General features: G+C 72.8%; 23 protein-coding genes and 1 riboswitch. Of the genes, 17 read left to right on the top strand and 6 right to left on the bottom strand.

The window, feature by feature from the left end:
• Window positions 1-434: 434 nt before the first annotated feature.
• On the bottom strand, window positions 435-986 hold the full coding sequence (locus ACIBAG_RS03155; protein ID WP_399100571.1) for a hypothetical protein: 552 nt from the start codon (window positions 984-986) through the stop codon (window positions 435-437).
• Window positions 987-1,351: 365 nt separating this feature from the next.
• On the opposite strand from ACIBAG_RS03155, the gene ACIBAG_RS03150 reads away from it, so the two are divergent.
• A complete protein-coding gene (locus ACIBAG_RS03150; RefSeq protein ID WP_399100320.1) occupies window positions 1,352-2,575 on the top strand; it encodes a PP2C family protein-serine/threonine phosphatase in 1,224 nt (407 codons plus the stop codon).
• A 12-nt stretch (window positions 2,576-2,587) separates the two neighbouring features.
• Here ACIBAG_RS03150 and ACIBAG_RS03145 read toward each other — a convergent pair whose 3' ends face one another.
• Window positions 2,588-2,851, bottom strand: coding sequence for a hypothetical protein (locus ACIBAG_RS03145; protein WP_399100318.1), 264 nt, complete (start codon window positions 2,849-2,851; stop codon window positions 2,588-2,590).
• A 139-nt stretch (window positions 2,852-2,990) separates the two neighbouring features.
• Here ACIBAG_RS03145 and ACIBAG_RS03140 point away from each other — a divergent pair, with 139 nt between their 5' ends.
• Entirely contained in the window at window positions 2,991-3,365 is a 375-nt protein-coding gene (locus ACIBAG_RS03140; RefSeq protein ID WP_399100316.1) for a hypothetical protein, read from the top strand.
• Here ACIBAG_RS03140 and ACIBAG_RS03135 read toward each other — a convergent pair.
• Complete coding sequence (locus ACIBAG_RS03135) at window positions 3,352-3,822, bottom strand: hypothetical protein (RefSeq protein WP_399100314.1); 471 nt, start codon at window positions 3,820-3,822, stop codon at window positions 3,352-3,354. The two genes, ACIBAG_RS03140 and ACIBAG_RS03135, sit on opposite strands and share 14 nt — an antisense overlap.
• Before the next feature lie 369 nt (window positions 3,823-4,191).
• On the opposite strand from ACIBAG_RS03135, the gene ACIBAG_RS03130 reads away from it, so the two are divergent.
• The 13 genes from ACIBAG_RS03130 (at window position 4,192) to ACIBAG_RS03070 (ending at window position 16,573) form a co-directional block, all read left to right on the top strand.
• On the top strand, window positions 4,192-4,794 hold the full coding sequence (locus ACIBAG_RS03130; protein ID WP_399100312.1) for a DUF998 domain-containing protein: 603 nt from the start codon (window positions 4,192-4,194) through the stop codon (window positions 4,792-4,794).
• A 74-nt stretch (window positions 4,795-4,868) separates the two neighbouring features.
• Window positions 4,869-5,603, top strand: coding sequence for a DUF1775 domain-containing protein (locus ACIBAG_RS03125; RefSeq protein WP_399100310.1), 735 nt, complete (start codon window positions 4,869-4,871; stop codon window positions 5,601-5,603).
• Between the two features lie 107 nt (window positions 5,604-5,710).
• Complete coding sequence (locus tag ACIBAG_RS03120; RefSeq protein WP_399100308.1) at window positions 5,711-5,905, top strand: hypothetical protein; 195 nt, start codon at window positions 5,711-5,713, stop codon at window positions 5,903-5,905.
• Window positions 5,905-8,259: a heavy metal translocating P-type ATPase gene (locus ACIBAG_RS03115; RefSeq protein ID WP_399100306.1), complete on the top strand. Its 2,355-nt coding sequence runs from the start codon at window positions 5,905-5,907 to the stop codon at window positions 8,257-8,259. Before ACIBAG_RS03120 ends, ACIBAG_RS03115 begins: the two co-directional genes overlap by 1 nt.
• The gene (locus ACIBAG_RS03110; RefSeq protein WP_399100304.1) at window positions 8,256-8,852 is read left to right on the top strand and encodes a copper chaperone PCu(A)C; all 597 of its coding nucleotides are present in this window, start codon (window positions 8,256-8,258) and stop codon (window positions 8,850-8,852) included. Before ACIBAG_RS03115 ends, ACIBAG_RS03110 begins: the two co-directional genes overlap by 4 nt.
• A 157-nt stretch (window positions 8,853-9,009) precedes the next feature.
• Entirely contained in the window at window positions 9,010-9,675 is a 666-nt protein-coding gene (locus ACIBAG_RS03105; protein ID WP_399100302.1) for a hypothetical protein, read from the top strand.
• Between the two features lie 242 nt (window positions 9,676-9,917).
• Window positions 9,918-10,586, top strand: coding sequence for a sigma-70 family RNA polymerase sigma factor (locus tag ACIBAG_RS03100; RefSeq protein ID WP_399100300.1), 669 nt, complete (start codon window positions 9,918-9,920; stop codon window positions 10,584-10,586).
• Between the two features lie 113 nt (window positions 10,587-10,699).
• Complete coding sequence (locus ACIBAG_RS03095) at window positions 10,700-11,767, top strand: ABC transporter substrate-binding protein (protein WP_399100298.1); 1,068 nt, start codon at window positions 10,700-10,702, stop codon at window positions 11,765-11,767.
• Window positions 11,768-11,769: 2 nt separating this feature from the next.
• On the top strand, window positions 11,770-12,837 hold the full coding sequence (locus ACIBAG_RS03090) for a FecCD family ABC transporter permease (protein WP_399100296.1): 1,068 nt from the start codon (window positions 11,770-11,772) through the stop codon (window positions 12,835-12,837).
• The gene (locus tag ACIBAG_RS03085; RefSeq protein ID WP_399100294.1) at window positions 12,834-13,703 is read left to right on the top strand and encodes an ABC transporter ATP-binding protein; all 870 of its coding nucleotides are present in this window, start codon (window positions 12,834-12,836) and stop codon (window positions 13,701-13,703) included. The genes ACIBAG_RS03090 and ACIBAG_RS03085 overlap by 4 nt, the downstream gene beginning before the upstream one ends.
• A gap of 28 nt (window positions 13,704-13,731) precedes the next feature.
• Entirely contained in the window at window positions 13,732-13,947 is a 216-nt protein-coding gene (locus ACIBAG_RS03080; RefSeq protein ID WP_399100292.1) for a hypothetical protein, read from the top strand.
• Window positions 13,948-14,154: 207 nt separating this feature from the next.
• Window positions 14,155-15,411, top strand: coding sequence for a cytochrome P450 (locus ACIBAG_RS03075; RefSeq protein ID WP_399100290.1), 1,257 nt, complete (start codon window positions 14,155-14,157; stop codon window positions 15,409-15,411).
• Window positions 15,412-15,598: 187 nt separating this feature from the next.
• Window positions 15,599-16,573, top strand: a complete 975-nt coding sequence (locus tag ACIBAG_RS03070) for an L-tyrosine/L-tryptophan isonitrile synthase family protein (protein ID WP_399100288.1) — start codon at window positions 15,599-15,601, stop codon at window positions 16,571-16,573.
• On the opposite strand, the gene ACIBAG_RS03065 is transcribed toward ACIBAG_RS03070, so the two are convergent.
• The 3 genes from ACIBAG_RS03065 to ACIBAG_RS03055 are packed head-to-tail and all read right to left on the bottom strand — an operon-like array spanning window position 16,543 to window position 19,354.
• Entirely contained in the window at window positions 16,543-17,547 is a 1,005-nt protein-coding gene (locus tag ACIBAG_RS03065; RefSeq protein WP_399100286.1) for an ABC transporter substrate-binding protein, read from the bottom strand. The genes ACIBAG_RS03070 and ACIBAG_RS03065 overlap by 31 nt on opposite strands.
• The gene (locus ACIBAG_RS03060; protein ID WP_399100284.1) at window positions 17,532-18,332 is read right to left on the bottom strand and encodes an ABC transporter ATP-binding protein; all 801 of its coding nucleotides are present in this window, start codon (window positions 18,330-18,332) and stop codon (window positions 17,532-17,534) included. The genes ACIBAG_RS03065 and ACIBAG_RS03060 overlap by 16 nt, the downstream gene beginning before the upstream one ends.
• A gap of 2 nt (window positions 18,333-18,334) precedes the next feature.
• Window positions 18,335-19,354, bottom strand: a complete 1,020-nt coding sequence (locus ACIBAG_RS03055) for a FecCD family ABC transporter permease (protein ID WP_399100282.1) — start codon at window positions 19,352-19,354, stop codon at window positions 18,335-18,337.
• Window positions 19,355-19,554: 200 nt separating this feature from the next.
• Window positions 19,555-19,637, bottom strand: a riboswitch (cobalamin riboswitch).
• A 138-nt stretch (window positions 19,638-19,775) separates the two neighbouring features.
• Here ACIBAG_RS03055 and ACIBAG_RS03050 point away from each other — a divergent pair.
• Both ACIBAG_RS03050 and ACIBAG_RS03045 read left to right on the top strand, forming a co-directional pair.
• Window positions 19,776-20,252 (top strand): YfbM family protein, encoded by a 477-nt coding sequence (locus ACIBAG_RS03050; RefSeq protein ID WP_399100280.1) that lies wholly within the window; start codon window positions 19,776-19,778, stop codon window positions 20,250-20,252.
• Window positions 20,253-20,429: 177 nt separating this feature from the next.
• The gene (locus ACIBAG_RS03045; RefSeq protein ID WP_399100278.1) at window positions 20,430-21,827 is read left to right on the top strand and encodes an FAD-binding oxidoreductase; all 1,398 of its coding nucleotides are present in this window, start codon (window positions 20,430-20,432) and stop codon (window positions 21,825-21,827) included.
• The last annotated feature ends 51 nt before the right edge of the window (window positions 21,828-21,878 follow it).

Raw genomic sequence — 21,878 nt, 5'->3', positions numbered from 1 at the left:
TGTTCCATTTTAGGGCGGTCCATGGCTCCCCGGGGGCAGGTGCCGGGCCGGGAGAGCCGTCAGCACCCACGGACCGAGCGGCGAGCGCCTACGTTTCCGCTTGGCCGGCCATTGCAGGGGCCCACCCGATCGGGATCGACCTGTCGGAGAATCCGCCCGCCACGGCTCGCGCGATGCAGGCGGATTCTGAGGGCCCCGGCACCCGCCCGCAAGGACCACGAAACGCTTGCTGACCTGGCGTTTTTCACGCTCCCGCGTGATGTGGCGTGATTCCGATGACGTATCCGGTGGAGAATCCGCGCTCGGGTATCTTGGCGGTTGTCTCAACGGAGTTCGGCGGACACCAACCGGGACAACCCGGACCGGCGGGTGCGGCTGAGCTTCCTGGGCCGACCCGGAAGGAACCGGGGCCGGTCAGGAAGAGCCTGGGCCGGTCAGGGCCGCAGGTATCCGCGTGCCGCGCACTCCCGCACCATCGGCGCGCCGTCGACCTGCCCGTCCTCCGGTGCCGTCCGGCTGTGCCCGCCGGATGCGGGGCGGCCCTGGAGGCGGGACAGTTCGCCGGCGCAGCGCTGCAGGGCCACTTCCAGGACGTCCGGCATGGTCAGGGTCCCGCTGCCGTCCGGCGGGACGAGCCAGCGCAGCGCGCCCCAGCGGCAGTGCGGGGCGGGAGCGGTGATCCACGTCCCCGCGCCGAGCAGCCGCACGCCGGTGCCGATCCACGTGGTCTGCGGTTCCGGGGGCAGTAAGAAGCCCACGTTTCGCCGGCGGGCGTCCAGCAGACAGGGCCCCGCTTCGAGCAGCGGCAGCTCCTCCAGGAGCTCGGCGACGCGCAGCCCGAGCTGTTCCGGCACGATCAGCACGTCCCAGAACCGTCCGGCCGCGAGGAGTGCGACCCCGGTGGTGCCGTTCTGCCACTCCTCCTTGCAGGCGCCGGGGTCCTCCGACGCCGCGGCCAGCCACGCCATTGACTTCGTCCACTCCATGAGTGCCAAGAAGAGCCTCCCGATGACCTGTGGACTCTCGGTGCGATGACCGGTGGGCCCTCAGTGCACCGGGTGCCGGGTGCCCCTGCCATACGTCGGGAGCTCAATTCCCCGTATGGGGTGAGCGCCCGCGCGCCAAACAGGCAGAGAGCAGGGCGTGCGCCCCCGCGTCGGCCGAGCACGCCGGGTCCGCCCCTCGTCGCCCTCCCCGCCTTGTCGCCACCCGCACGCTCTGTGTGCTCGCCGCCGCTCTCCCGGAGGCACCGCGGGCGCCCGGCAGCCGGCGGGCAGGCCGCGGGGATTTGTTCCCGTTCTAGGGTGTTTGTGTGGTGCGCTGGTTCAGGTCGTTTCACAGGCCGGCGGCGGTGGTCCCCGTCGCGCCCGGCGGCGTTCCCGAGGGGGACGCCGGCGAGCCGTCCCGGCTGAGCGAGCTGCGCGCGGCGACGGCCCGGATCGGCACCACGCTGGACGAGAACGTGACGTGTGCGGAGCTCACCCGCGAGGCCGTCCGGCAGGTGGGCGGCACGGCGGCCGTGCTGCGGGCCGGAAGCGAGGCAGAGGCGGAGTACGAGGCCGTCAGCGGCGACCCGGCGCTGCTGCCCGACGTCCGGTGGGCCCTGGCCGCGGTGCGGGGGGCGAACGCCCTCGGCCAGGCCGCGGACCCCACCCCCTCCGATGTGTCCGGCGGCACCCGCCCCGCGCTGTGCGTGCCGCTGGCCACCGACGGGCACCCTTACGGCGGACTGGTCTGCGCCCGCGACCGAGCCCTCTTCACCCCGGCGGAGACCGGATTGCTCGCCCTGCTCGCCGAACGCGCCGCCTCCCACATCCGAGGAGCCCAGGAGCACGAGCGGGTCAGGGGCATCGTCGGCCGGCTCCAGCGCGCCCTGCTCGCCGAACCGGGTCGCCCGCACCCGAACCTGGACGTCGCCATCCGCTACCTGCCCGTCGGGCAGAGCACGCTGGTCGGCGGCGACTGGTGCGAGACCGTCCGGCTGCACTTCGGCCGTACGCTGCTCGTCGTGGGCGACGTCATGGGCCACGGTCTGGAGGCCGCGGTGGACATGACGGCGTACCGCTCCTCGCTGCGCTACATCGCCTCCGCCGACCTGCCACCGCACCGCGTGCTGCGCCAGCTCGACGACAGCGCCTCCGCGGAACCCGAGCGCCGGCCGGCCACCTGCCTGATCGCCCGGGTCGATCCCGATCGCGGGCAGGTGACCTTCGCCAGCGCCGGTCATCTGCCCCCGGCCGTGATCGACGCGGGCGGCCGCACCTCACTGCTGCCGGTGCCGGTCGGCCCACCCCTGGGCACCGGCCTCGGCGGCTACGAGCCGGCCACCTATCAGCTCGACCCGGCCCAGACGCTGGTGCTGTTCACCGACGGGCTCGTCGAGCACCGCGGCGAGGACATCGACCACTCCCTGGACCGGCTGGCCGGCGTCTCGTTCGAGACCGCCGCCGGGGTCGAGGACGTCATCGACACGGCGCTGGCCCGGCTCGACGCCCGGCACGCCGAGGACGACGTCGCCGTGCTCGCCGCCCAGCTGCACGAGCGCAGCGAGCGCGGCCCCGAAGGGCGGCCCTGAGCCGTCCCGGCCTCACCAGTCGTCGTACTGGGCTCCGGAGACGTATGGGTCGTGCCGTCGTCCCGACGGCCCGGACGGCCGGCCGCCCGACGGCGGGTCCGTCTCGCGCAGGGCGGCGCACCACGGGCAGTCGGGGGTCTCGTCGGTGTCGTCCCGGACGCCGGCGAAGCCGGGGTCGGCGAAGATCGGGCCGGAGAAGGTGGGAAAGTGCTGTCGTCCGTCGATGGCAGCGGCTCCTGTCTCGATCGTGGGTGGACGCGGGGTCGAACAGACCACGGCTCCATCCGGGGGACGGTCTCACCCGACTGGGTGGTGGCGAGGCCCGCCGGCGTACCACCGGCGCACACCTCGGCGTTGCCCGGGCATGGACAGCACTGAGTCGGCGCGGCGAGTCCTAGGAGGCGATGCCGCACCCGTGACGTACGTCGTACCGGTCACCGGTGTCCGGGCCCAGCCGTCGATCTACGCGGCGCTGGTCGCCGAGTGGCAGGCCAACGGCCGTGCCGTGCCCCGGCGCCGTGACACATGGTGGGATTCCGTCGCCGTGGCCGGCGGCCCCGGACAGGCCGTCACCTCCTGGGCGGTCGGCCGGTGGACCGGCCTGGTCAGGGCTCTCCAGTCCGCACCGGGCGAGGGCCACGGCGACCGCCCGGGCCTGCGGGCGGGCGACACGAGCGAGCGTGTCCCGGCCGTCGTCGTCCCCCGGGGCCTTCCCGGCCCGGTGGAGCTGTGGGAGTGGAAGGGCAGCGGCGGGCGTGTCAGCGTCTCCGCCCCGCCTACGACCGGCTGACGCGCGCCGGAACGGCAGCGGCACCGCCGGCCTCGCGCAGCGCCAGCTTCACGAGATCGGGGTTGTACAGGGCGCCGGTTCCGTCGGGCGCCTGCAGCCACTCCAGGCGCCATCCGGCGGACCGGTCGGGCGGCGGTACGGCGACCCATGACCCCCGGCCGACATGACGTACGCCGGGCCCGACCCACTCGGTGCCCGCATCGGGCGGCAGGAAGAAGCCGACTCTGCGCGCCCCGCAGTTCACCAGCACGGGGCCCCGGGTCCGAAGTCGGGCCCGTCTCAGGAGATCCAGGGCGCCCAGGCCGAGGTGCTCGGGAACGGAGAGCACATCCCACAGCCGCCCGGCCTCCAGCAGGACCGCGTCCGCGCCCTGGTCCCACTGCCGTTTGCACGAGCGGGGATCCCTGGCCGCCGCGGCGAGCCACTCGACGGCCTGCTTCCCCATGGTGCGCTGCATGTCCAACCCCCAGCACTCTCTGCCCTGCTGTCCGGTGCAGGGCCCTTCATGCTGGTGGATATTTCTATGTGCCGGAAGGGGTGGCGCACTCTGGCGCATCCTGGCGATTCCACCCGATGCGTTCGACGGCCGCACGGCCGTTCCCCCGGTCGTCCTCGACGAGGGTCGCATGGTCGCCCACCTCAACTCCTCCGCTCGTTCGAAGACTTGGCGTGCCATGTCGTCCGTGGGCGCCGACCGTCGTCGCGAACGACTCCTCGGACGGCCACCGACTCCTCGTAGCTCACCTGGCGCGCCCGTGCCACACACGGGCGATGACGCGGCGTGTGCGTGGCGGGATGGACCTGAGGCGCGTTTTACGGTGGTTCGATGCGACCTGTCCCTGGTTGGGCCTTGCTGTCGTCGGGGTGCGCGCCTGCCGTACTGATCGCCGGCTGGACGATCGCGGCGCTGCTCGAAGGACCCACCTACGACCCCGCCACCCAGACGATCAGCGTCCTGGCGGCCTACGGGGCCGCGGGATTCTGGGTGATGACCGCGGCGCTGGCCGGCCTCGGCATCTGCCACATGATCACCGCCCTGGGTCTGCGCCCGGCCGCGCTGCCCGGCCGGGTGGCGCTGGGCGCGGGAGGAGCGGCCGCGTTCCTGGTGGCTCTGCTGCCGCCGCCGAGCAGCGGAGGTTCGCTGCGGCATGGTTCGGCGGTCGCTGTCGGCTTCGCGCTGCTGGCGGTGTGGCCGGTGCTGGCCAGCGATCGCCGTGGCACCGCGCCCTGGGGGCTGCGGCCCGTGCCCGCCCTCACCGCGACCGTTCTGATGGTCGTGAGCGCCGCCTGGTTCATGGTCGAGCTGCACTACGACGGTGCCGCCGGAGCCGCGGAACGCCTTGTGACGGCCATTCAGTCGGTCTGGCCGTTCGTGGTCGTCACCTCCTGTCTGCGTCGCCCGCGCGAGGTCGAGGGGCCCTCGGGATGACAGGAGTCCCTCGCGTCGAGGGCACCCCTGCGCTTGAATGCAGCGACCACATCACCGGTACGAGGGAGTCACACGTGCCCCGCCCCACCCTGACCCGCAGCCTGCGCCGCACCGGCGCCCTCACCGCGGTCGCCTTCGCGGCCGCCGTAGCCCTCGCGGGACCCGCCGCGGCGCACGCGGAGGTCGAGGCGGAGGGCGCCCGGGCGCTCGACCAGAACGTCGCGCTGACCTTCACCGCGGAGTCGGAGTCCGCCTCCGCCGGGATCAGCGAGCTGGAGGTGATCCTGCCCGAGGGCATCACCCCGGCCGACATCACCTACAAGGAGGGCCCGAAGGGCTGGAAACTCGCACCCACCGATCGCGGTTACACCGTGTCCGGGCCGAAGCTCGCCGTCGGGGAGGACGCCGAGTACGTCGTCACCGTACGGCAGTTGCCCGACACCAGGGCGCTCGTCTTCAAGACCCTCCAGACGTACAGCGACGGCCAGGTGGACCGCTGGATCGAACTGGACGAGGAGAGCGAGGGCGACGGCCACGGGCACGGCCACCCCGCGCCGCGACTGGAACTGAAGGCCGCCGCACCCGGCGCGAAGGCCGTGAGCCCCACACCCACCGAGGAGCCGACGGCGGCGGCGCCCTCGGACCGGCCGGCCACCGCCCCGGCCGGCGCGTCGGCGGAGGCGGCGGCCGACGGCACCGACGGCGACGACGGCATCCCGGTGGCCCTGCCGATCGGCATCGGCGCGGCCGTCGTCGTGCTCGGCGCGGGCGCGTGGTGGTTCAGGAGCCGGCGCGGCGCGGCTTCGTGAGCGGCGGCTCCTCGGGGCATCCGGATGAGGTGAACCGCCGGAGGGCCGGGAACTCCCCGCCCTCCGCGCCCGACTCCTGAAGCGGTACGTGCGTCAGGAGGCCGTTGATGAGATTCCCCCCACTTGTGCCGCCCGCCCTCTGCGGGTTTGTGCTGCTGCTCGCCCTGATCTTCACCGTGTCGTACGCCGTCGGGTCGGCCGCCGGTCCCGTCGCACCCGGCATGCACCGCTCCGGAACGAGCGGTGCCGGAGGCGGCGCGGACACGGGGGACACGGACATGCGGCACGGAGGCGGCCACTGATGGCCGTCGAACCGGCACCCCCGATGACCACCACCGACCTGGCCGTCGGCGGGATGACCTGCGCGGCCTGTGTACGCCGGGTGGAGAAGAAGCTCGCCAAGCTGGAGGGCGTGACCGCGACGGTCAATCTGGCCACCGGACGCGCCCGGGTGAGCCATCCGCCGGACGTCCGCCCCGAGGACCTGCTCGCGACGGTCGAACAGGCCGGGTACACGGCGGCGTTGCCCGAGCGGCCGAAGCGGCGCGAAGGCCAGGAACGCGAGCGACGCGGCGAACCGAACTCCGCGGACGCCCGGCAGGACCGCGTGCGGCTGCTGGTCACCGCCCTGCTCGCCGTGCCGGTGCTCGTGCTGTCGATGGTGCCCGGCTGGCAGTTCCGCAACTGGCAGTGGCTGTGCTTCGTGCTGTCCGCGCCGGTCGCCGTGTGGAGTGCCTGGCCGTTCCATGCTCGGGCGCTGCGCGGCCTGCGGCACTCGACGGCCACCATGGACACGCTGGTCTCCCTGGGCGTGGTGGCCTCCTTCGCCTGGTCGGCGTACGCCCTGTTCCTCGGCGGCGCGGGTGCGCCCGGCATGCGGATGCCGTTCACTTTGCTGACCTCGGCCTCGGACGGCGGCGCGCACCTGTACCTCGAAGCGGCCGTCGGCGTCCCGCTGTTCGTGCTGGCCGGCCGCTTCCTGGAGGCGCGGGCGCGGCACGGCACCGGTGCGGCACTGCGCTCACTCGCCCGGCTGGCCGCGAAGGACGTGTCGGTACGGGACGACGACGGCAGCGAACGCCGTATCGCCGTCGAGGAGTTGGTGGTCGGGCAGGCCTTCGTCGTCAGGCCCGGCGAACGGGTCGCGACCGATGGCGCGGTCGTCGAGGGCAACTCCGCCGTGGACCTCTCGCTCGTCACCGGCGAGAGCGAACCGGTAGAGGTCGGCCCCGGCTCGGCGGTCGTGGGCGGTGCGGTCAACGCGGGCGGGCTGCTGCTCGTACGGGCCGATGCCGTGGGCGCCGACACCCAACTCGCGCGCATCACCAGACTGGTGACGGAGGCCCAGGCCGGAAAGGCGCGGGCGCAGCGGCTGGCCGATGCCGTGGCCGGGGTGTTCGTGCCCGTGGTGCTGGCGCTGGCCGTCACCGTGCTCGGATTCTGGCTCGGGGCCGGGGCGGATCCGCAGGCGGCGATCACCGCGTGCGTGGCCGTCCTGGTCGTGGCCTGCCCCTGCGCGCTGGGCCTGGCGACCCCGACCGCGCTGATGGCCGCCACCGGACGCGGCGCCCAGCTGGGCGTCCTGGTGCGGGGCCCGCAGGCACTGGAGGGGCTCCAGCACATCGACACCGTCGTCCTCGACAAGACGGGCACCCTCACCTCCGGGCACATGAGCGTCGCCCGGGTCACGGCCGTGCCCGGCGGGCTCGGCAAGGAGGCGGTGCTGCGGCTGGCCGGGGCGGTGGAGCAGGGCTCGGAACATCCGCTGGGCCGCGCGATCGCCGCGTACGCCCGCAGAACCCTGCGGGAGCCGTTGACCGAGGTACGCGACTTCCGCGCGGAGGCGGGCCGGGGCGTGCGCGGCCGGGTCGAGGGCCGGCTGGTCGAAGTCCTCGCGCCGGACGACGAGTTGCCCGCGGCGCTCGCGGACGCGCTGCCGGTGGCCGAGGCCGCCGCGCACACACCGGTACTCGTCCGCGTCGACGGGGTGACGGCGGCGCTGATCGAGATCGGTGACGTCGTACGTCCGGGCAGTTACCGGGCCGTCGACCGGCTGCGGCGCCTCGGCGTGCACCCGGTGCTGGCCACCGGCGACCGCGAGGCGCCCGCCCGCGCGGTCGCCTCCGCGCTCGGCATCGAGGAGGTGCACGCGCGCTGCACCCCCGAGGACAAGGCCGGCCTCGTACAGGAGCTGAGGGAGCGGGGCCGCCGGGTCGCGGTCGTCGGCGACGGCGTCAACGACGCGGCCGCGCTGGCCGGAGCCGACCTCGGCATCGCCATGGGCACGGGCACGGACGCCGCCATCGGGGCCGCCGACGTGACGCTGGTGCGCGGTGACATCGAGGCCCTCGCGGACGCCGTACGGCTCGCGAGGCGCACCCTCGGCACGATCCGCGCCAACCTTCTGTGGGCGTTCGGCTACAACGCGGTGACCGTGCCGCTCGCGATGGTCGGCCTCCTCAACCCGATGGTCGCCGCCGTGGCCATGTCGGTGAGCTCGCTGCTCGTGGTGGGCAACAGCCTGCGGCTGCGGGCATGGCGGCCGGGGCCCGCTCGCGGCCGTCAGCGGGTGGCGGGCCAGGGGCAGGGGCAGGGACAGGGGCGTGAGCAGGGTGCGGGCCGGAAGCGCGTCGGCGCCGGGGAGCGTGCCCGATGACCGCCGCCAGGACCGCGCGCACGGCCGACCCCGGAGCCTGGGGCCCGAGCCGCCGCCGTGTCACCGACGGCCTGCTCGCCGCACTCGCCCCGATCGCCGCGTGCGGCGTCGCCCTGGGCGGCCTGACCGCCTGGGTCAACTCCGGCGGCGCGGGCAGCCCGGCGCGGATCGCGGTCACCGACGGGCGGGTCTTCCTGCCGTACGGCGACGTCCGGGACACCGCCGCGTTCTTCCGGATCACCAACACCGGGGGTGCGGACGACCGGCTTCTGAAGGTGACGTCGTCCGCCGTCGGCGGTGAGACGGCGCTCAGCAGGCATCGCATGACCAGCGGACACATGGCGTACGCGCAGACCGTCGACTCGGCCCGGGTCCCGGCCGGGGACGGCCTCGCCATGTCCCCGTTCGGGCTGGATGTGACGTTGCGGGCGAACGCGGGTTGGCGGCCGGGGGATGTCGTGCCGTTCACGCTGCACTTCGAGCACGGCGGGCGGGTCGAGGCGTCGGCGGTGGTGGTCCGCCCGGGCGAGGACCCGAAGGACTCCGAGGACTCCGAGGGCCCGGAGAAGTCGAAGGAGTCAAAGGATCCGTGAAGCCTGCCCCTCACCACTAAGAGTCGGTCGGGACGCGCGCCCGGTTCCCTCCTGGCGGTGTGTCCTGTATCACTCTCCTGGGCTTGAGTTCGGGACGGGGGTGTTGTGCGTACCCACCCGTGACGAGCGGGCCCGGGATGCGAGGATGAGGGCCGTCATGACTGCTGGGTGGTGTGTGCGCACGGTACGGGCTGCGGTGTTCGCGGCCGTCTGTGTGCTGCTCGCCGCCCTCGGTCACGTACTGATGTCGGGCGCGACGGTCCCGTGGTGGACCTTGGCGGCCGGTGTCCTGCTCACGGGCGGCGCGGGCTGGTGCCTGGCCGGCCGGGAGCGCGGGCTGCCGCTGGTCGTGACCGTCGTGGTGGCCGCCCAGGGCGGACTGCACGCGGCCTTCGAGTACGCGCAGACCTCCACCGCTGCCGGCCACGACATGGGCGCCGTGTCACAGCACACAGGCTCCATGGGTGCCATGGGTGCTGTGGACATGGGGCACATGGGCGCGGACCACATGTCCATGGGCCACACATCCATGGGCCACGACATGGCCGGTACGTCCTCCTTCGGCATGCTCGCCGCCCACACCCTCGCCGCGCTGCTGTGCGGACTGTGGATGGGCCACGGTGAGCGGGCCGCGTTCCGCATCCTGCGTGCCGTCGCCGGGTGGCTGGCCGCCCCGCTGCGGCTGTCGCTCGTCCTGCCCGCGCCGCCGCACCGCCCGCGTCTGCGGCCGCGCCGCGGCCGTTCCGACCGGGCGCCGCGGCTGCTTCCGCTCGTCCACACGATCACCTCTCGGGGGCCTCCGGCGGGGATCGCTGTCGTCTGAGACAGCCGGTTCCCCGAGGCCGTGCGGATACGGACGTCGAGTCGTCGACGCCGGCCGCGCCTCGGGCCTCGGCCGTACCCGCGTACGGCCGTTCCCCGCAACCCCGGACTCCTCCGGTACGGCGTACGTACCCGTACGTCTCACGTGCCCAGGTGCCCGGTGGCGGAGCCGTCGTGCCCGCCGCCGGTCCTTCGCCGTGCCTTTCGCCGCACCGGAGCCCGGTCTACCCGAGAAGGATTCAGGTGATCACTCCTGCCCTGCCCTCCTCACGCGCGGCCAGCGTGAGACACACGATGGCGGACACCCCCTCCAAGACGGCCTCGTGGGACGAGGCGACGACCGCCTGGGCGCTCGCCGCCCGCAGCGGTGACCCGGACGCGGCCGACCGGTTCGTCCGCTCCCTGCACCGTGACGTCGTGCGGTACGTGGCCCATCTGTCCGCCGATCCGCAGGCCGCCGACGACCTGGCGCAGGACACGTTCCTGCGGGCGCTCGGCAGCCTGCACCGGTTCGAGGGCCGCTCGTCGGCGCGTGCCTGGCTGCTGTCCATCGCGCGCCGCGCGGTGATCGACAGCCACCGGTACGCCGCGGCCCGGCCCCGACTGTCCGACGCCGACGACTGGACGCTGCTGGCGGAACGCGCCCAGCCGACCGGCCTGCCCGGTTTCGACGACGGCGTCGCCCTGCTCGACCTGCTGGACGCGCTGCCCGACGAGCGCCGCGAGGCGTTCGTGCTGACCCAGTTGGCGGGCCTGCCCTACGCGGAGGCGGCCGAGCTGAGCGACTGCCCCGTCGGGACGGTCCGCTCGCGCGTGGCCCGCGCCCGGGCGACCCTCGTCGAGTTGCTGACCGAGGCCGAGGCCGAGGCGGACGCGGTGATGGTGGCCGAACCGGCTGCCGCGGCGGCCTGACCGGGAGACCCGGTGTCAGTTTCCGCCGACGGGAACTGACACCGGGTTCGCCCCGACTACTGGATCGGGCGGCGGAGTTCCGCCCGTGTATCCAGTGATTTCGGGGAGTTTCGATGCGTTCTCGTGTGGGGCGGGCCACGACGGCCGCGGTTCTCGGCGGCCTGCTGGCGGCGGGCTGCGGCGGTGGGGGCGGCGACCAGGCGGGTCCCTCGGCCGGCAAGGACGGCGGCTCGGCGGGTCACCCGGTCACCGTCACCGACTGCGCGGGCGCCAGGACCACCTTCACCGAAGCCCCGCGGAACATCGTCACCAGCAACGCCTCCAGCCTGGAACTGCTGCTCCGGCTGGGCGCCGGGGACAGGGTGATCGGCACCGGCTTCCCGCCCGGCAAGGGCACGTTGCCCGGAGAACTCGACGCGCGGGCACAGCGGGTGAAGGTGCTCAGTGACACCGTCATCCCCAAGGAGAAACTCCTCGGCTCCGGAGCCGACCTGTACATCGACACCTTCGCCTCGATGAACATGGGCGGCGGAATGGGGGACGCCCCGACCGAGGAGGAGTTCGAGGCGGCCGGCATCAAACACACCTTCCTGAAGTCGACGGCCTGCGCCGCGATGAGCAAGAGGCCGGTCACCGACCTCGCCGCCGTCCAGGACGACATCACCTCGCTCGGCGCGGTCACCGGGACGAGCGCGAAGGCGCGGGAGCTCGTCGACGGGATGAAGGCGAAGGTGGACGCCGTACGGAAGGCGGTGGGCGGCACGCCCGAGAACGAGCGGCCCACGTACTTCTTCTTCGACTACGACGCCGGCACCAGGCAGCCCATCGCCGTGTGCAACCGCCAGGTCGCCAACGCGGTCATCACCCTTGCCGGGGCCCGCAACGTCTTCGCCGACTGCGACGGCGACCACAAGCAGGTCGGCTGGGAGGACGTCATCGCCAAGAACCCCGACTGGATCCAGCTCGGCGTGCGCAACCGGGGCAGCGAGGCGGCGAACGAGAAGGCCTTCGACGAGGCACAGAGGTGGCTGGAGTCCAACTCCGCCACCAAGGGCCTGAAGGCCGTCAGGGAAGGCCATCTCCTGCGCATCGGCTCGGAGCGGACCACCATCGCCGGGGTCACCAACGCCGACACGGTCGTGGAGATCGCGAAGACGCTGTACCCCGGCAAGGTCGGCTGACCGTGACCCCCCTGCTGTCGCGGCGCGAGGCGGCTCCCGAGCCCCGTACGCTGCCCGCCGGGCCGCTGGCGTCGGTACTGGGCGTTGTCCTCCTCGCCGCGCTGACGGCCGCCGTGGCCTGGGGCTCGACGCCCGTCCCGTCCGGCGAGGTGTGGGGCGTGGTGGGGCGGCGGCTGTCCGGCGAGGCGCCGCGTCCCGGCACGAACGACCTGATCGTGTGGCAACTGCGGGTGCCGCGCGCCCTGTTGGCCGCACTCGTCGGCGCCGGCCTCGGTCTCGTGGGCGCGGCGGTGCAGGCGCTGGTGCGCAACCCGCTGGCCGACCCGTACCTCCTGGGCATCTCGGGCGGCGCCTCCCTGGGCGCGGTCGCCGCGATCGTGCTCGGCCTCGGGACCGGTGGGGCGCTGGGCCTCGGTCTGTCCGGGGCGGCCTTCGCCGGTGCCCTGGCCACCTTCGCGCTCGTGTGGGCCGTGGCCCGGCGCGGCGGCGGATTCGCGCCGCTGCGGCTGGTGCTGGCCGGGGTGGCGATCGGGCAGTTCCTGTCCGGGTTCACCAGCTACCTCGTGCTCCAGGCGGGCGACGAGCAGCAGACCCACAGCGTGCTGTTCTGGCTCATGGGCAGCCTCAGCGGCGCGAACTGGGACCTGCTGGCGGTACCGGCGGCCGCGGTGCCGGCCGGGTGGCTGTTCCTCCAGGCGCGCGCCCGGGGTCTGAACGCCCTCCTGATGGGCGACGAGACCGCGGCCGGACTCGGCATCGATGTCAGCCGGCTGCGGCGCGAACTGTTCACGGTGACCAGTGTGCTGACCGGTGTCCTGGTGGCCGTCTCGGGCGCGATCGCCTTCGTCGCGCTGATGGTGCCGCACGTCTGCCGGCTCCTCGTCGGCGGTGACCACAGGCGCCTGCTGCCGGTCTCGGCGCTGTTCGGGGCGCTGCTGCTGGTGGTCGTCGACATCGTGTGCCGTACGGCCATGGACACCCAGGAGCTGCCGGTCGGCGTGGTCACCTCGCTCATCGGGGCACCGGCCCTGCTGTATCTGCTGGACCGGCGCCTGGGGAGCGGACGTTGAGGATCGACATCGAGGACCTGCACGTCGCGTACGCCGGTCGTACGGTCGTCGCCGGCGCCCGTCTCATCGCGGCGGAGGGCGAGATCACCGGCCTCGTCGGGCCGAACGGCAGCGGCAAGTCCACCCTCCTGCGCACCGTCTACCGGCACCTCGAGCCGGTCGCCGGCCGCGTCCTGCTGTCCGGCACCGATCTGCGCCGGCTGAGCCCGGTCGAGGCGGCCCGCCATGTCGCCGCTCTCCCGCAGGAGCGGGACGGCGACTTCGAGCTGACCGTCCGCGAGGTCGTCGCCATGGGCCGTACGCCCTACAAGCGGGCCTTCGCCGGGGAGGACGCCACCGACCGGGACGTCGTCGCCCGCGCCCTCGCGGACGTCGGCATGGCCCGGCACACCGGGCGCCGCTTCACCGAACTGTCCGGCGGCGAACGCCAACGCGTCCTGCTGGCCCGGGCCTTCGCCCAGCAGCCGGACGTCCTGGTCCTCGACGAGCCCACCAACCACCTGGACATCCGCCACCAGGTGGAACTGCTCGCCCTGCTGCGCGGCCGGCGTCGTACGACCTTGGTGTCGTTGCACGATCTCAACGCCGCCGCCTCCGTGTGCGACCGGCTGCATGTGCTGCACGACGGCCACGTGGTCGCCTCGGGTCCGCCGCGCGAGGTGCTGCGACCGGCCCTGCTGGCCGAGGTGTTCGGCGTGCGGGCGGCCGTGGCGGAGCATCCGCTGACCGGCGACCCGCTGATCGCCTTCGATCACCGGGCCCCGGTGGACGGTCCGAGCGGGCCGGAGGAGCCGGCCGGCGCGGGTATCCCCATGTCGGCCCCGAGCGGTGACTCGGGGGCTGGTCCCGGGCGGTCACGCCGGTGAGCGCCCACGATCACGAAAGGTGTGCACCATGACCGACTTCCAAGGCCTGGACCCGGTGGCGACCTTCTGCGGCAACTGCGACTGCGGCTGTCCGCAACTGTTCGTCGACCCCGCCGCCTCCGCCGAGCGCCGCGTCGTCCTGACGGACGACTTCGGGCAACGCGTACAGATGAGCGCCGACCAGTTCTCGTCGCTGGTCGCGGACGCCAAGTCCGGCAAGCTGGACGGCATCGCCACGGCCTGACGCCGTAGAGGTCGGCACCGTGCCGTTCGGGGCCGACCCCGCATTCATCACATTTCCGGCCGAGTCCGGGAACTCGGTGCCCGGCGTCCCCGACCTCTGGACCGAGGCTGCTGTCCGCCAGCCCGCAGTGCGGGGGAGGGGACGCGCGGGAGACCTCGCCCTGTGGACCACCGCAAACCCGAACTCGCCCTCCGAGGAGCCTCGTTCATGACCCTCCAGGAAACCGGGACGGCCGCCGAGGCCCTTCCGGAGCCCGTGCCGCTGATGGGCTGCCCCTACAAGGCCGACCCCTACCCGTTGTACGAGCGGATGCGGGAGGCCGGCCCGGTCCACCGCGTCCTCTTCCCCAGCGGTGTCCAGGCGTGGCTCGTCACCGGCTACGAGGCCGCCCACGCCGCCCTGAACGACGACCGTCTCGGCAAGAACCACGACCGGGGCAACGACCGCTGGCGCGCCCGGGCCTCGATCATGCCCGAGCCGCAGCACTCGCGGCTCCAGGTCCATCTCCTCCACCAGGACCCGCCCAAGCACACCCATATGCGGGGCCTCGTGACGGACGCCTTCACGCCGCGCCGCATCGAGCGACTGCGGCCCCGTTTCCAGGACCTGGCCGACTCGCTGGTCGACGCCCTTCCGGAGACCGGGCCCGCCGACCTGGTCGCCGGCTTCGCCGCCCGCTTTCCCTTCCAGGTCCTCGCCGAGGTCATCGGCCTGCCGGGGGAGTTGGCCGCGCGTTTCGACCGCGACTGGGGCAAGGCCGTGCAGCCCGTCGGGCCGACGGATGCGGGGCGAGCGCTGTACGAGGCACGGCTGCACGGCCTGGAGAGTTATATCGCCGAGGTCGTCTCCCACAAACGCGAGCACGCGGAGGACGACCTGCTGAGCCACCTCGTCGGCGCCCGTGACCTGGGCGAACTGTCCCAGGAAGAGCTGGACTCGATGATCTTCCAGTTGCTGGTGGCGGGCCAGGAACCGGTCACCAACCAGATCACGACGGCCCTGATCGCCCTGTTCCGCCACCCTGAGCAGCTCGCCCGGCTGCGCGACGACCCCGGCCTCCTGCCCCGCGCGGTCGAGGAACTCCTGCGGCACGACAGCGCCTTCGAACTGACCACCTGGCGCTTCTTCGACCAGGACAGTGACCTGCACGGCACCCGGGTCCCGGCCGGCGACTCGGTGATCGTCTCGCTGTGCGCGGCCAACCGGGACCCGCGCCGGTTCGAGAACCCCGACGCGCTGGACCTGGACCGCTCGCCCAACCCTCACCTGGCCTTCGGACACGGCATCCACTTCTGCCCCGGCGCCGCCCTCGCCCGTGCCGAACTCCAGATCACACTGGGCACCCTGCTCACACGCCTGCCCGGTCTGCACCTCGCCGTCAGGGACGAGGACATCGAGTGGATCCCGGCAGTCCTGGGCCGCGGCACGAACCGTCTTCCCGTCGGCTACGACCGGCGGCTGTGAGGCCGGGCACCGGCTGACCCGGGTCCCAGATCCAGATCCCGGATCCCGGATCCCGGATCCCAGACCCAGATCCCGGATCCCCGGCTGAACCCACCACCTGACCCACCGCGCCCGGCGTACCGAGGCGGCATGCCGCCATGCCGCCATGCCGCCATGCCGCCATGCCCGCACGCCCCGGAGAAACGACATGCCGCTGACGACCGCACCGGACACCCGGCCCAAGACCACCGGTGTGCGGATCCTGAACCTCCTCCTGCCCCACCACCGCACCACCGACACGACCCGCGCCACGGCCGACGCGTTCCCCCACCAGCTGCGCCGGATCACCGACTTCGTCCGCGAGGACGCCCCCGTCCTGTTCACCCTGCCCGGCTTCCCCTGCAAGTCGCCCAACCCGGCCAAGACCCTGGGCCACCTCCCCGACATGGGCGAGCGTCTCTCCCTCACCTTCCTGGACACGCTGTGCACGGAGATCGAGCGGATCCACCCGCCCGGCGCCCACGTCGTCATCTGCTCCGACGGCCATGTCTTCGGTGACCTGATCCGCGTCCCCGACCACCACATAGACGCCTACGCGGACGAACTGCGCGCGCTGATACTCCAGTCGGACCTGCGCCACCTCTCCGTCTTCGACCTGCGGGACGTCCTCGGCGACCTCCCGCACGACACCAAACGCGCCCGCGTCCACGACCGCTACGCCCCCGCCCTGGACGCCCTGCGCGCCGAGGTCCGCACCGACGCCACCACCCTCGCGCTGTACCGGGGCATCACCCGCTTCCTCGTCGAGGACACCGCCGACTTCCGCGGCACCCGCTCCGCCCTCCAGCGCGAGTGCCGCAGGCGGGCGTACGGCGTCATCCAGCGCAGCCGCGCCTGGGGCGCCCTGATCGCCGAACACCACCCGCGTGCCGTACGCCTGTCGATCCATCCCCAGCCGGCCGGCGCCGCCAAGTTCGGCATCCGGCTCCTCGACGCCCCCGACGCCTGGACCACCCCCTGGCACTCCGCCGCCCTGCACGAGCCGGACGGCACCTGGACCCTGATGCCCCGCGCCAGGGCGCAACAGCTCGGCCGCCCGGTCCACCGCGACGGCAGGCCGAGCCACTTCGAGCGGGCGCGCGACAGCGGCGGTCAGCGCTTCTCGGCCACCGTCCGCAGGTAGGTGCCCAGGCGGGCGATGGCGGACGGGTTGCGCGGGCTCTCGACCAGGTCGACGTAGTCGAGGACGAAGATCCGCTTGTGCCTGACGGCGGAGACGTTCCGCAGCGGCGCGTAGGAGAGCAGGAACTCCTTCTTCTGCTCGGCGCTCACGTCACCGTAGTCGCAGATCACGATGACGTCGGGGTCCCGTTCCACCACGCTCTCCCAGCCCACGGTGGTCCAGGAGTCCTGGACGTCGTGCATGACGTTGATCCCGCCGGCCTCGCTGATGATCTGCTCGGGTGCGGCGTAACGGCCGGAGGTGAACGGCTGGTCCTGGCCGCTGTCGTACAGGAACACCCTGGGCCGGTCGGCACCCGTGGGGGCCTTCGCCCGGACCTCGGCGACCTGCTTCTCGAAGTCGGCGATCAGCGTGGCGGCCCGCTGCTCGACGCCGAACAGCTTCCCGAGGTTGGTGAGGTCGGCGTACAGGGCGTCCAGGGGCGGCATGATGCCGCGCGAGGACTTCGTACGGCCGTTGCGGCAGGACTCGGTGAGGACGTACGAGGGGACGTCGAGCTTCTTCAGGGCGTCGGGGGTGAAGCCGCCGTCCTCGCGGAAGCCGTAGTTCCAGCCGGCGAAGACGAGGTCGGCGCGGGCGTCCAGGACGTTCTCCTTGGTGAGCTGGTCCTTGGACAGCCACTTCACCTTGTCGTAGCCGTCCTTCCACGGCACGTCGGTCAGATCGCCCTTGTCGTCCGGCATGGCGAACCCGGCCATGCGGTCCTCCAGGCCGAGGGCGAACATCAGCTCGGTGATGCCGACGTCGTTGGTGACCACCCGCTCGGGCACCTTTTCGTACGTCACCTCGCGGCCGCAGTTGGTGAGGGTGACCGCCGAGGACTTGGTGTCCGCCGGCTTCTCGACCGTGGCCCCGCAGCCGGTCGCGGTGACCGTCGCGGCGAGGCAGAGGGCGGTGGTCAGGAGCTTGCGCATGTGGGTCCTAGGGTTCCTCGGGGTGTCTGGGGCAGAAGGTCGAACAGGAGCTGGACCGTGCCCGTCTGCGGGTGCCGTACCGGATGGGCCCGGACCCCGAACACCTCGGCGAGCAGGTCGGGTTGGAGCACGTCGTGCGGTGCGCCCGAGGCCACGACCTGGCCCTGGGCGACGACGTACAGGACGTCGCAGTGCGCGGCGGCCAGGTTCAGGTCGTGCAGGGCGGCCAGCACGGTCACGCCGCTGGTGCGCACCAGGGACAGCACGTCCAACTGGTGGGCGAAGTCGAGGTGGTTGGTGGGCTCGTCCAGGACGAGCACCCGCGGTTGCTGGGCGAGCGCACGGGCGATCAGCACACGCTGCTTCTCGCCGCCGGACAGGGCGAGGAATCCGCGGTCGGCGAGGTGGGAGACGCCGGTGCGGTCCATGGCCGCGGCGCAGATCTCCCGGTCGGCGGCGGCCGTACGGCCACGGTGGGGCAGCCGGCCCATGGCCACGACCTCGGCGACCGTGAAGTCGAACTCGGCCGACGACTCCTGCGGCAGCGCGGCCAGCACCCGGGCGGCGGCCCGGGGCGCCATGGCGTGCACGTCGTCACCGTCCAGCCGCACCACGCCACCGGACGGTCGCAGCGCCCGGTACACACAGCGCAGCAGCGTGGACTTGCCGCTGCCGTTCGGGCCGACGAGCCCGACGAACGTCCCACTGTCCACGGCGAGTCGGATGTCGTCGACGAGCCGCGCCCCGGCCGCGTCGACGGTGACGCCCTCGATGTCCAGCCGCATGGTCACCGACCTCCGAAGGCGTAGCCGCCGCGCCGCATCAGCAGCAAAAACGCCGGCACCCCGACGACGGCCGTGATCACCCCGACCGGCAGCTCCGCGGGCGCCAGGAGAAGCCGCGACAGCAGGTCGGCCCACACCAGCAGCACCGCCCCGGCGAGCGGCGCCACGGCGAGCACCCGCCGGTGATCGGCGCCGACGAGCATCCGCACGACATGCGGCACCATCAGCCCGACGAACCCGATGGCCCCGCTGACCGCCACCACGGTCCCGGTCACCGCGGCGGTGACGAGGAACAACTCCCGCCGCAGCCCCGCCGGTCGGATGCCGAGCGCGGCGGACGTCTCGTCCCCCATGGCAAGGGCGTTGAGCGCCTCCGCCCGCCACCGCAGCCACGCCCACCCGGCCGCCACGGTCACCGCGGCGAGCGGCACCTGGGCCCAGGTCGCACTGCCCAGGCTCCCCAGCAGCCACATCATCGCGGACCGGGCGGCCTCGCCCCGGGCGGCGCCGAACACCATGACGGTGGTGACGGCCTCGAAGCCGTACGCCAGTGCCGTCCCGGTGAGGATCAGCCGCAGCGGGGTGAGGCCGTGCGGCGAGCGGGCCACGGCGTACACCAGCGTCATCGCCACGAGCGCCGAGCCGAAGGCGGACAGGGACAGCGCCCAGACCCCCAGCCCCGCGAACGCCCCCAGCAGGATCACGGCGTTGGCGCCCACCGCGGCGCCCGAGGAGATACCCAGCACGAACGGATCGGCGAGCGCGTTGCGCACCATCGCCTGCACGGCGACCCCTACGGCCGCGAGCCCGGCTCCGACGACCGCGCCGAGCGCGGCGCGCGGCAGCCGGATCTCCCAGACGATGGTGTACGCGGCCACGTCACGGGCGTCGATGGCCCCGCCGGTCAGCCCCGCCCACAGCAGCCGGAAGACATCGCCCCACCCGATGCCGGCGGCTCCGAGCCCGACCCCGCACACGAGCGAGACGAGCAGAACCAGCCCCAGTACAAGGGCGAGTGGCACGACGGAGACGCGCGACGGACCGGATCGCGGGGTCGGGGTCGGTGTCGGTGTCCGGGGCGGACTTCGGTGCACGGGCGGGGTGGTCCTTCGCCTCGGGCCGCATGTGAACAGAGAGCAGGGAGACAGCCCGTACGACCGTGCCGGCCGCGCGGTCCCCTCTCGCAGTCCACGGCGAGCAGTCAACGGGTCGCGCCAACCACGGGCGATCGGGCTCGCGCGGCGGACCACCAGGTCCCCACGCACACCGTTGCGGGTCAGCGCCGGACTCTCACCGGACTTCCCCCGAGGGAGGCCCGGGGAGCGTAACAGAGGGGCATCGGGCCGTTGTCAGTGCCCTGTGGAACACTCGCCGTCGTCGGATCGATCAAGGTGTCGAACGGTCGGTCCACCAAGCCGTTTCACCCAAGGGGGACTGCCTGCCATGGGCATGTACATTTCGTTCGTCGGCGCGACCACGGAAGAGCTGGACAGGGCCGAGAAGGACCCGAGTTGGGCCGATGAGTTCGTCTACGAGCTCTACGACAACGACGACGACCCGCTGCCGGGCCGTCCCGACGTCGGCCTGGACAAGAAGTGGGCCGGCCTCCAGTTCCTGCTCGACGAGACCGACGTGGAACTCGAGTTCCTGATGGACGGGTTCCCGATACTGGAGGACGGCACCCTGTTCGGGTATTCCGCGGACGACGTCAGGACCGTGGCACGTCAACTGCGCGCCACCCCGTGGGATCGGTTGGCGGCACACTACGACGCGGAGAAGATGACCAAGGAGGATGTGTACCCCCGCATCTGGGAGGTCGGCGGCGAGGACTGGCTCGAGGACACCTACCAGGAACTCGTCGAGTTCTTCGGCGAGGCGGCCGATCGCGGCCTCGGGGCGTTCATGACCTTCAGCTTCTAGGTCCGACGTGCGGCCGTCCGGGGACGGGTGAAGACTGGGACACGGCGGGGCCGCTGCGTCCTGCCGACATCGACACGAGGTGCGAACGGATCCGCTGACCACGCCCCCGCGGCCCGCCCGGACGTCGGCGCCGTCATCCGTCCGCGGTTCACCGTCTTCACACAGAGGGGTCCGGCCATGGGCGGCATCAACGGAACGGCACTGGACGGCCTGCGGGAGGGACTGCGGGGGCCCGTCATCACCCCCCGGGACCCGGGCTACGACCAGGCCCGCAGCATCTACAACGCCATGATCGACCGGCGACCGGCCGCCTTCGCGCAGTGCGTGGACGTGGCGGACGTGCGGACCGTGATCTCCTTCGCCAGGGACACCGGAGCGGAGCTCGCCGTGCGCGGCGGCGGCCACAGCGGACCGGGCCTGTGTCTGGTCGACGACGCGCTCGTCCTGGACCTGTCGACGATGCGCGGGGTGCGCGTGGACCCGGGCGCGATGACCGCACAGGTGGCCGGCGGCGCGCAGCTGGGCGACCTGGACCACGCGGCCCACACGTTCGGCCTGGGCGTGCCGACCGGCATCATCTCGATGACGGGCGTGGGCGGCCTGACCCTCGGCGGCGGCCACGGTCATCTCACCCGCAAGTACGGCCTGACCGTCGACAGCCTGCTGTCCGCCGACGTCGTCCTCGCCGACGGCACCTTCGTCACCGCGTCCGAGGAGGAGCACCCCGAGTTGTTCTGGGCGCTGCGGGGCGGCGGCGGGAACTTCGGCGTCGTCACCTCGTTCACCTTCCGGCTGCACCCGGTGGGCACGGTCGGCGTCGCGGTGACCGTGTGGCCGGTCGACCGCACACCGGAAGTGCTGCGCTGGTACCGGGAGTTCCTGCCCGCCGCGCCACCGGACCTCAACGGCTTCTTCACCCTGTTCACCATCCCGTCCGGACCGCCCTTCCCCGAGCCGATCCACGGGCAGAAGATGTGCGGCGTCGTCTGGTGCTACACCGGCGACCTGGAAGGCGACCGCCTGGAGCAGGCGCTGACCCCGGTGAACGAACCGGCGCCGTCCGCCTTCCACTTCACCACGCCCATGCCCTACCCCGGCCTGCAGGGCATGTTCGACGAGCTGATCCCGAAGGGCTTCCAGTGGTACTGGCGCGGCGACTTCTTCGACACGATCTCCGACGCGGCGATCGAGGTGCACCACAAGTACGGTGACAACCTCCCCACCGAGCTGTCCCTGATGCACCTGTATCCCGTGGACGCGCAGGCCCACCAGGTCGGCGACGACGACACTGCCTGGGCCTACCGGGACGCCGTCTGGTCCGGAGTGATCGCGGGCGTCGACCCGGACCCCGCCAACGCCGGACTGATCCGGCAGTGGGCCGTCGACTACTGGAGCGATCTGCATCCGTACTCCATGGGCGGCTCCTACATCAACTTCATGGGCGAAGGCGAGAGCCCGGACCGCGTGCGCGCCACCTACCGCGGCCACTACGACCGGCTCGCCGCGACGAAGCACACCTACGACCCGGACAACTTCTTCCACGCCAACCAGAACATCCCGCCGTCGGCGGGATGACCTCCGCCGCCCCCGTCGTCCACCGCACGATGCCCTGGGGTAAGGTCGCGC

This window comes from Streptomyces sp. NPDC051243 (genome assembly GCF_044455405.1).
Lineage (GTDB): Bacteria > Actinomycetota > Actinomycetes > Streptomycetales > Streptomycetaceae > Streptomyces.
The sequence above is the reverse complement of the archived record's forward strand: the minus strand, read 5'-3'. Positions and strand labels throughout refer to the sequence as shown.

Bases quoted from the DNA above. Each gene is read 5' to 3' on its own strand.
- ACIBAG_RS03115 (WP_399100306.1), top strand. From the start codon at position 5,905: ATGGCCGTCGAACCGGCACCCCCGATGACCACCACCGACCTGGCCGTC.
- ACIBAG_RS03105 (WP_399100302.1), top strand. From the start codon at position 9,010: ATGACTGCTGGGTGGTGTGTGCGCACGGTACGGGCTGCGGTGTTCGCG.
- ACIBAG_RS03075 (WP_399100290.1), top strand. From the start codon at position 14,155: ATGACCCTCCAGGAAACCGGGACGGCCGCCGAGGCCCTTCCGGAGCCC.
- ACIBAG_RS03080 (WP_399100292.1), top strand. From the start codon at position 13,732: ATGACCGACTTCCAAGGCCTGGACCCGGTGGCGACCTTCTGCGGCAAC.
- ACIBAG_RS03060 (WP_399100284.1), bottom strand. From the start codon at position 18,332: ATGCGGCTGGACATCGAGGGCGTCACCGTCGACGCGGCCGGGGCGCGG.
- ACIBAG_RS03110 (WP_399100304.1), top strand. From the start codon at position 8,256: ATGACCGCCGCCAGGACCGCGCGCACGGCCGACCCCGGAGCCTGGGGC.
- ACIBAG_RS03120 (WP_399100308.1), top strand. From the start codon at position 5,711: ATGAGATTCCCCCCACTTGTGCCGCCCGCCCTCTGCGGGTTTGTGCTG.
- ACIBAG_RS03065 (WP_399100286.1), bottom strand. From the start codon at position 17,547: ATGCGCAAGCTCCTGACCACCGCCCTCTGCCTCGCCGCGACGGTCACC.
- ACIBAG_RS03050 (WP_399100280.1), top strand. From the start codon at position 19,776: ATGGGCATGTACATTTCGTTCGTCGGCGCGACCACGGAAGAGCTGGAC.
- ACIBAG_RS03095 (WP_399100298.1), top strand. From the start codon at position 10,700: ATGCGTTCTCGTGTGGGGCGGGCCACGACGGCCGCGGTTCTCGGCGGC.
- ACIBAG_RS03070 (WP_399100288.1), top strand. From the start codon at position 15,599: ATGCCGCTGACGACCGCACCGGACACCCGGCCCAAGACCACCGGTGTG.
- ACIBAG_RS03135 (WP_399100314.1), bottom strand. From the start codon at position 3,822: ATGCAGCGCACCATGGGGAAGCAGGCCGTCGAGTGGCTCGCCGCGGCG.
- ACIBAG_RS03130 (WP_399100312.1), top strand. From the start codon at position 4,192: ATGCGACCTGTCCCTGGTTGGGCCTTGCTGTCGTCGGGGTGCGCGCCT.
- ACIBAG_RS03045 (WP_399100278.1), top strand. From the start codon at position 20,430: ATGGGCGGCATCAACGGAACGGCACTGGACGGCCTGCGGGAGGGACTG.
- ACIBAG_RS03155 (WP_399100571.1), bottom strand. From the start codon at position 986: ATGGAGTGGACGAAGTCAATGGCGTGGCTGGCCGCGGCGTCGGAGGAC.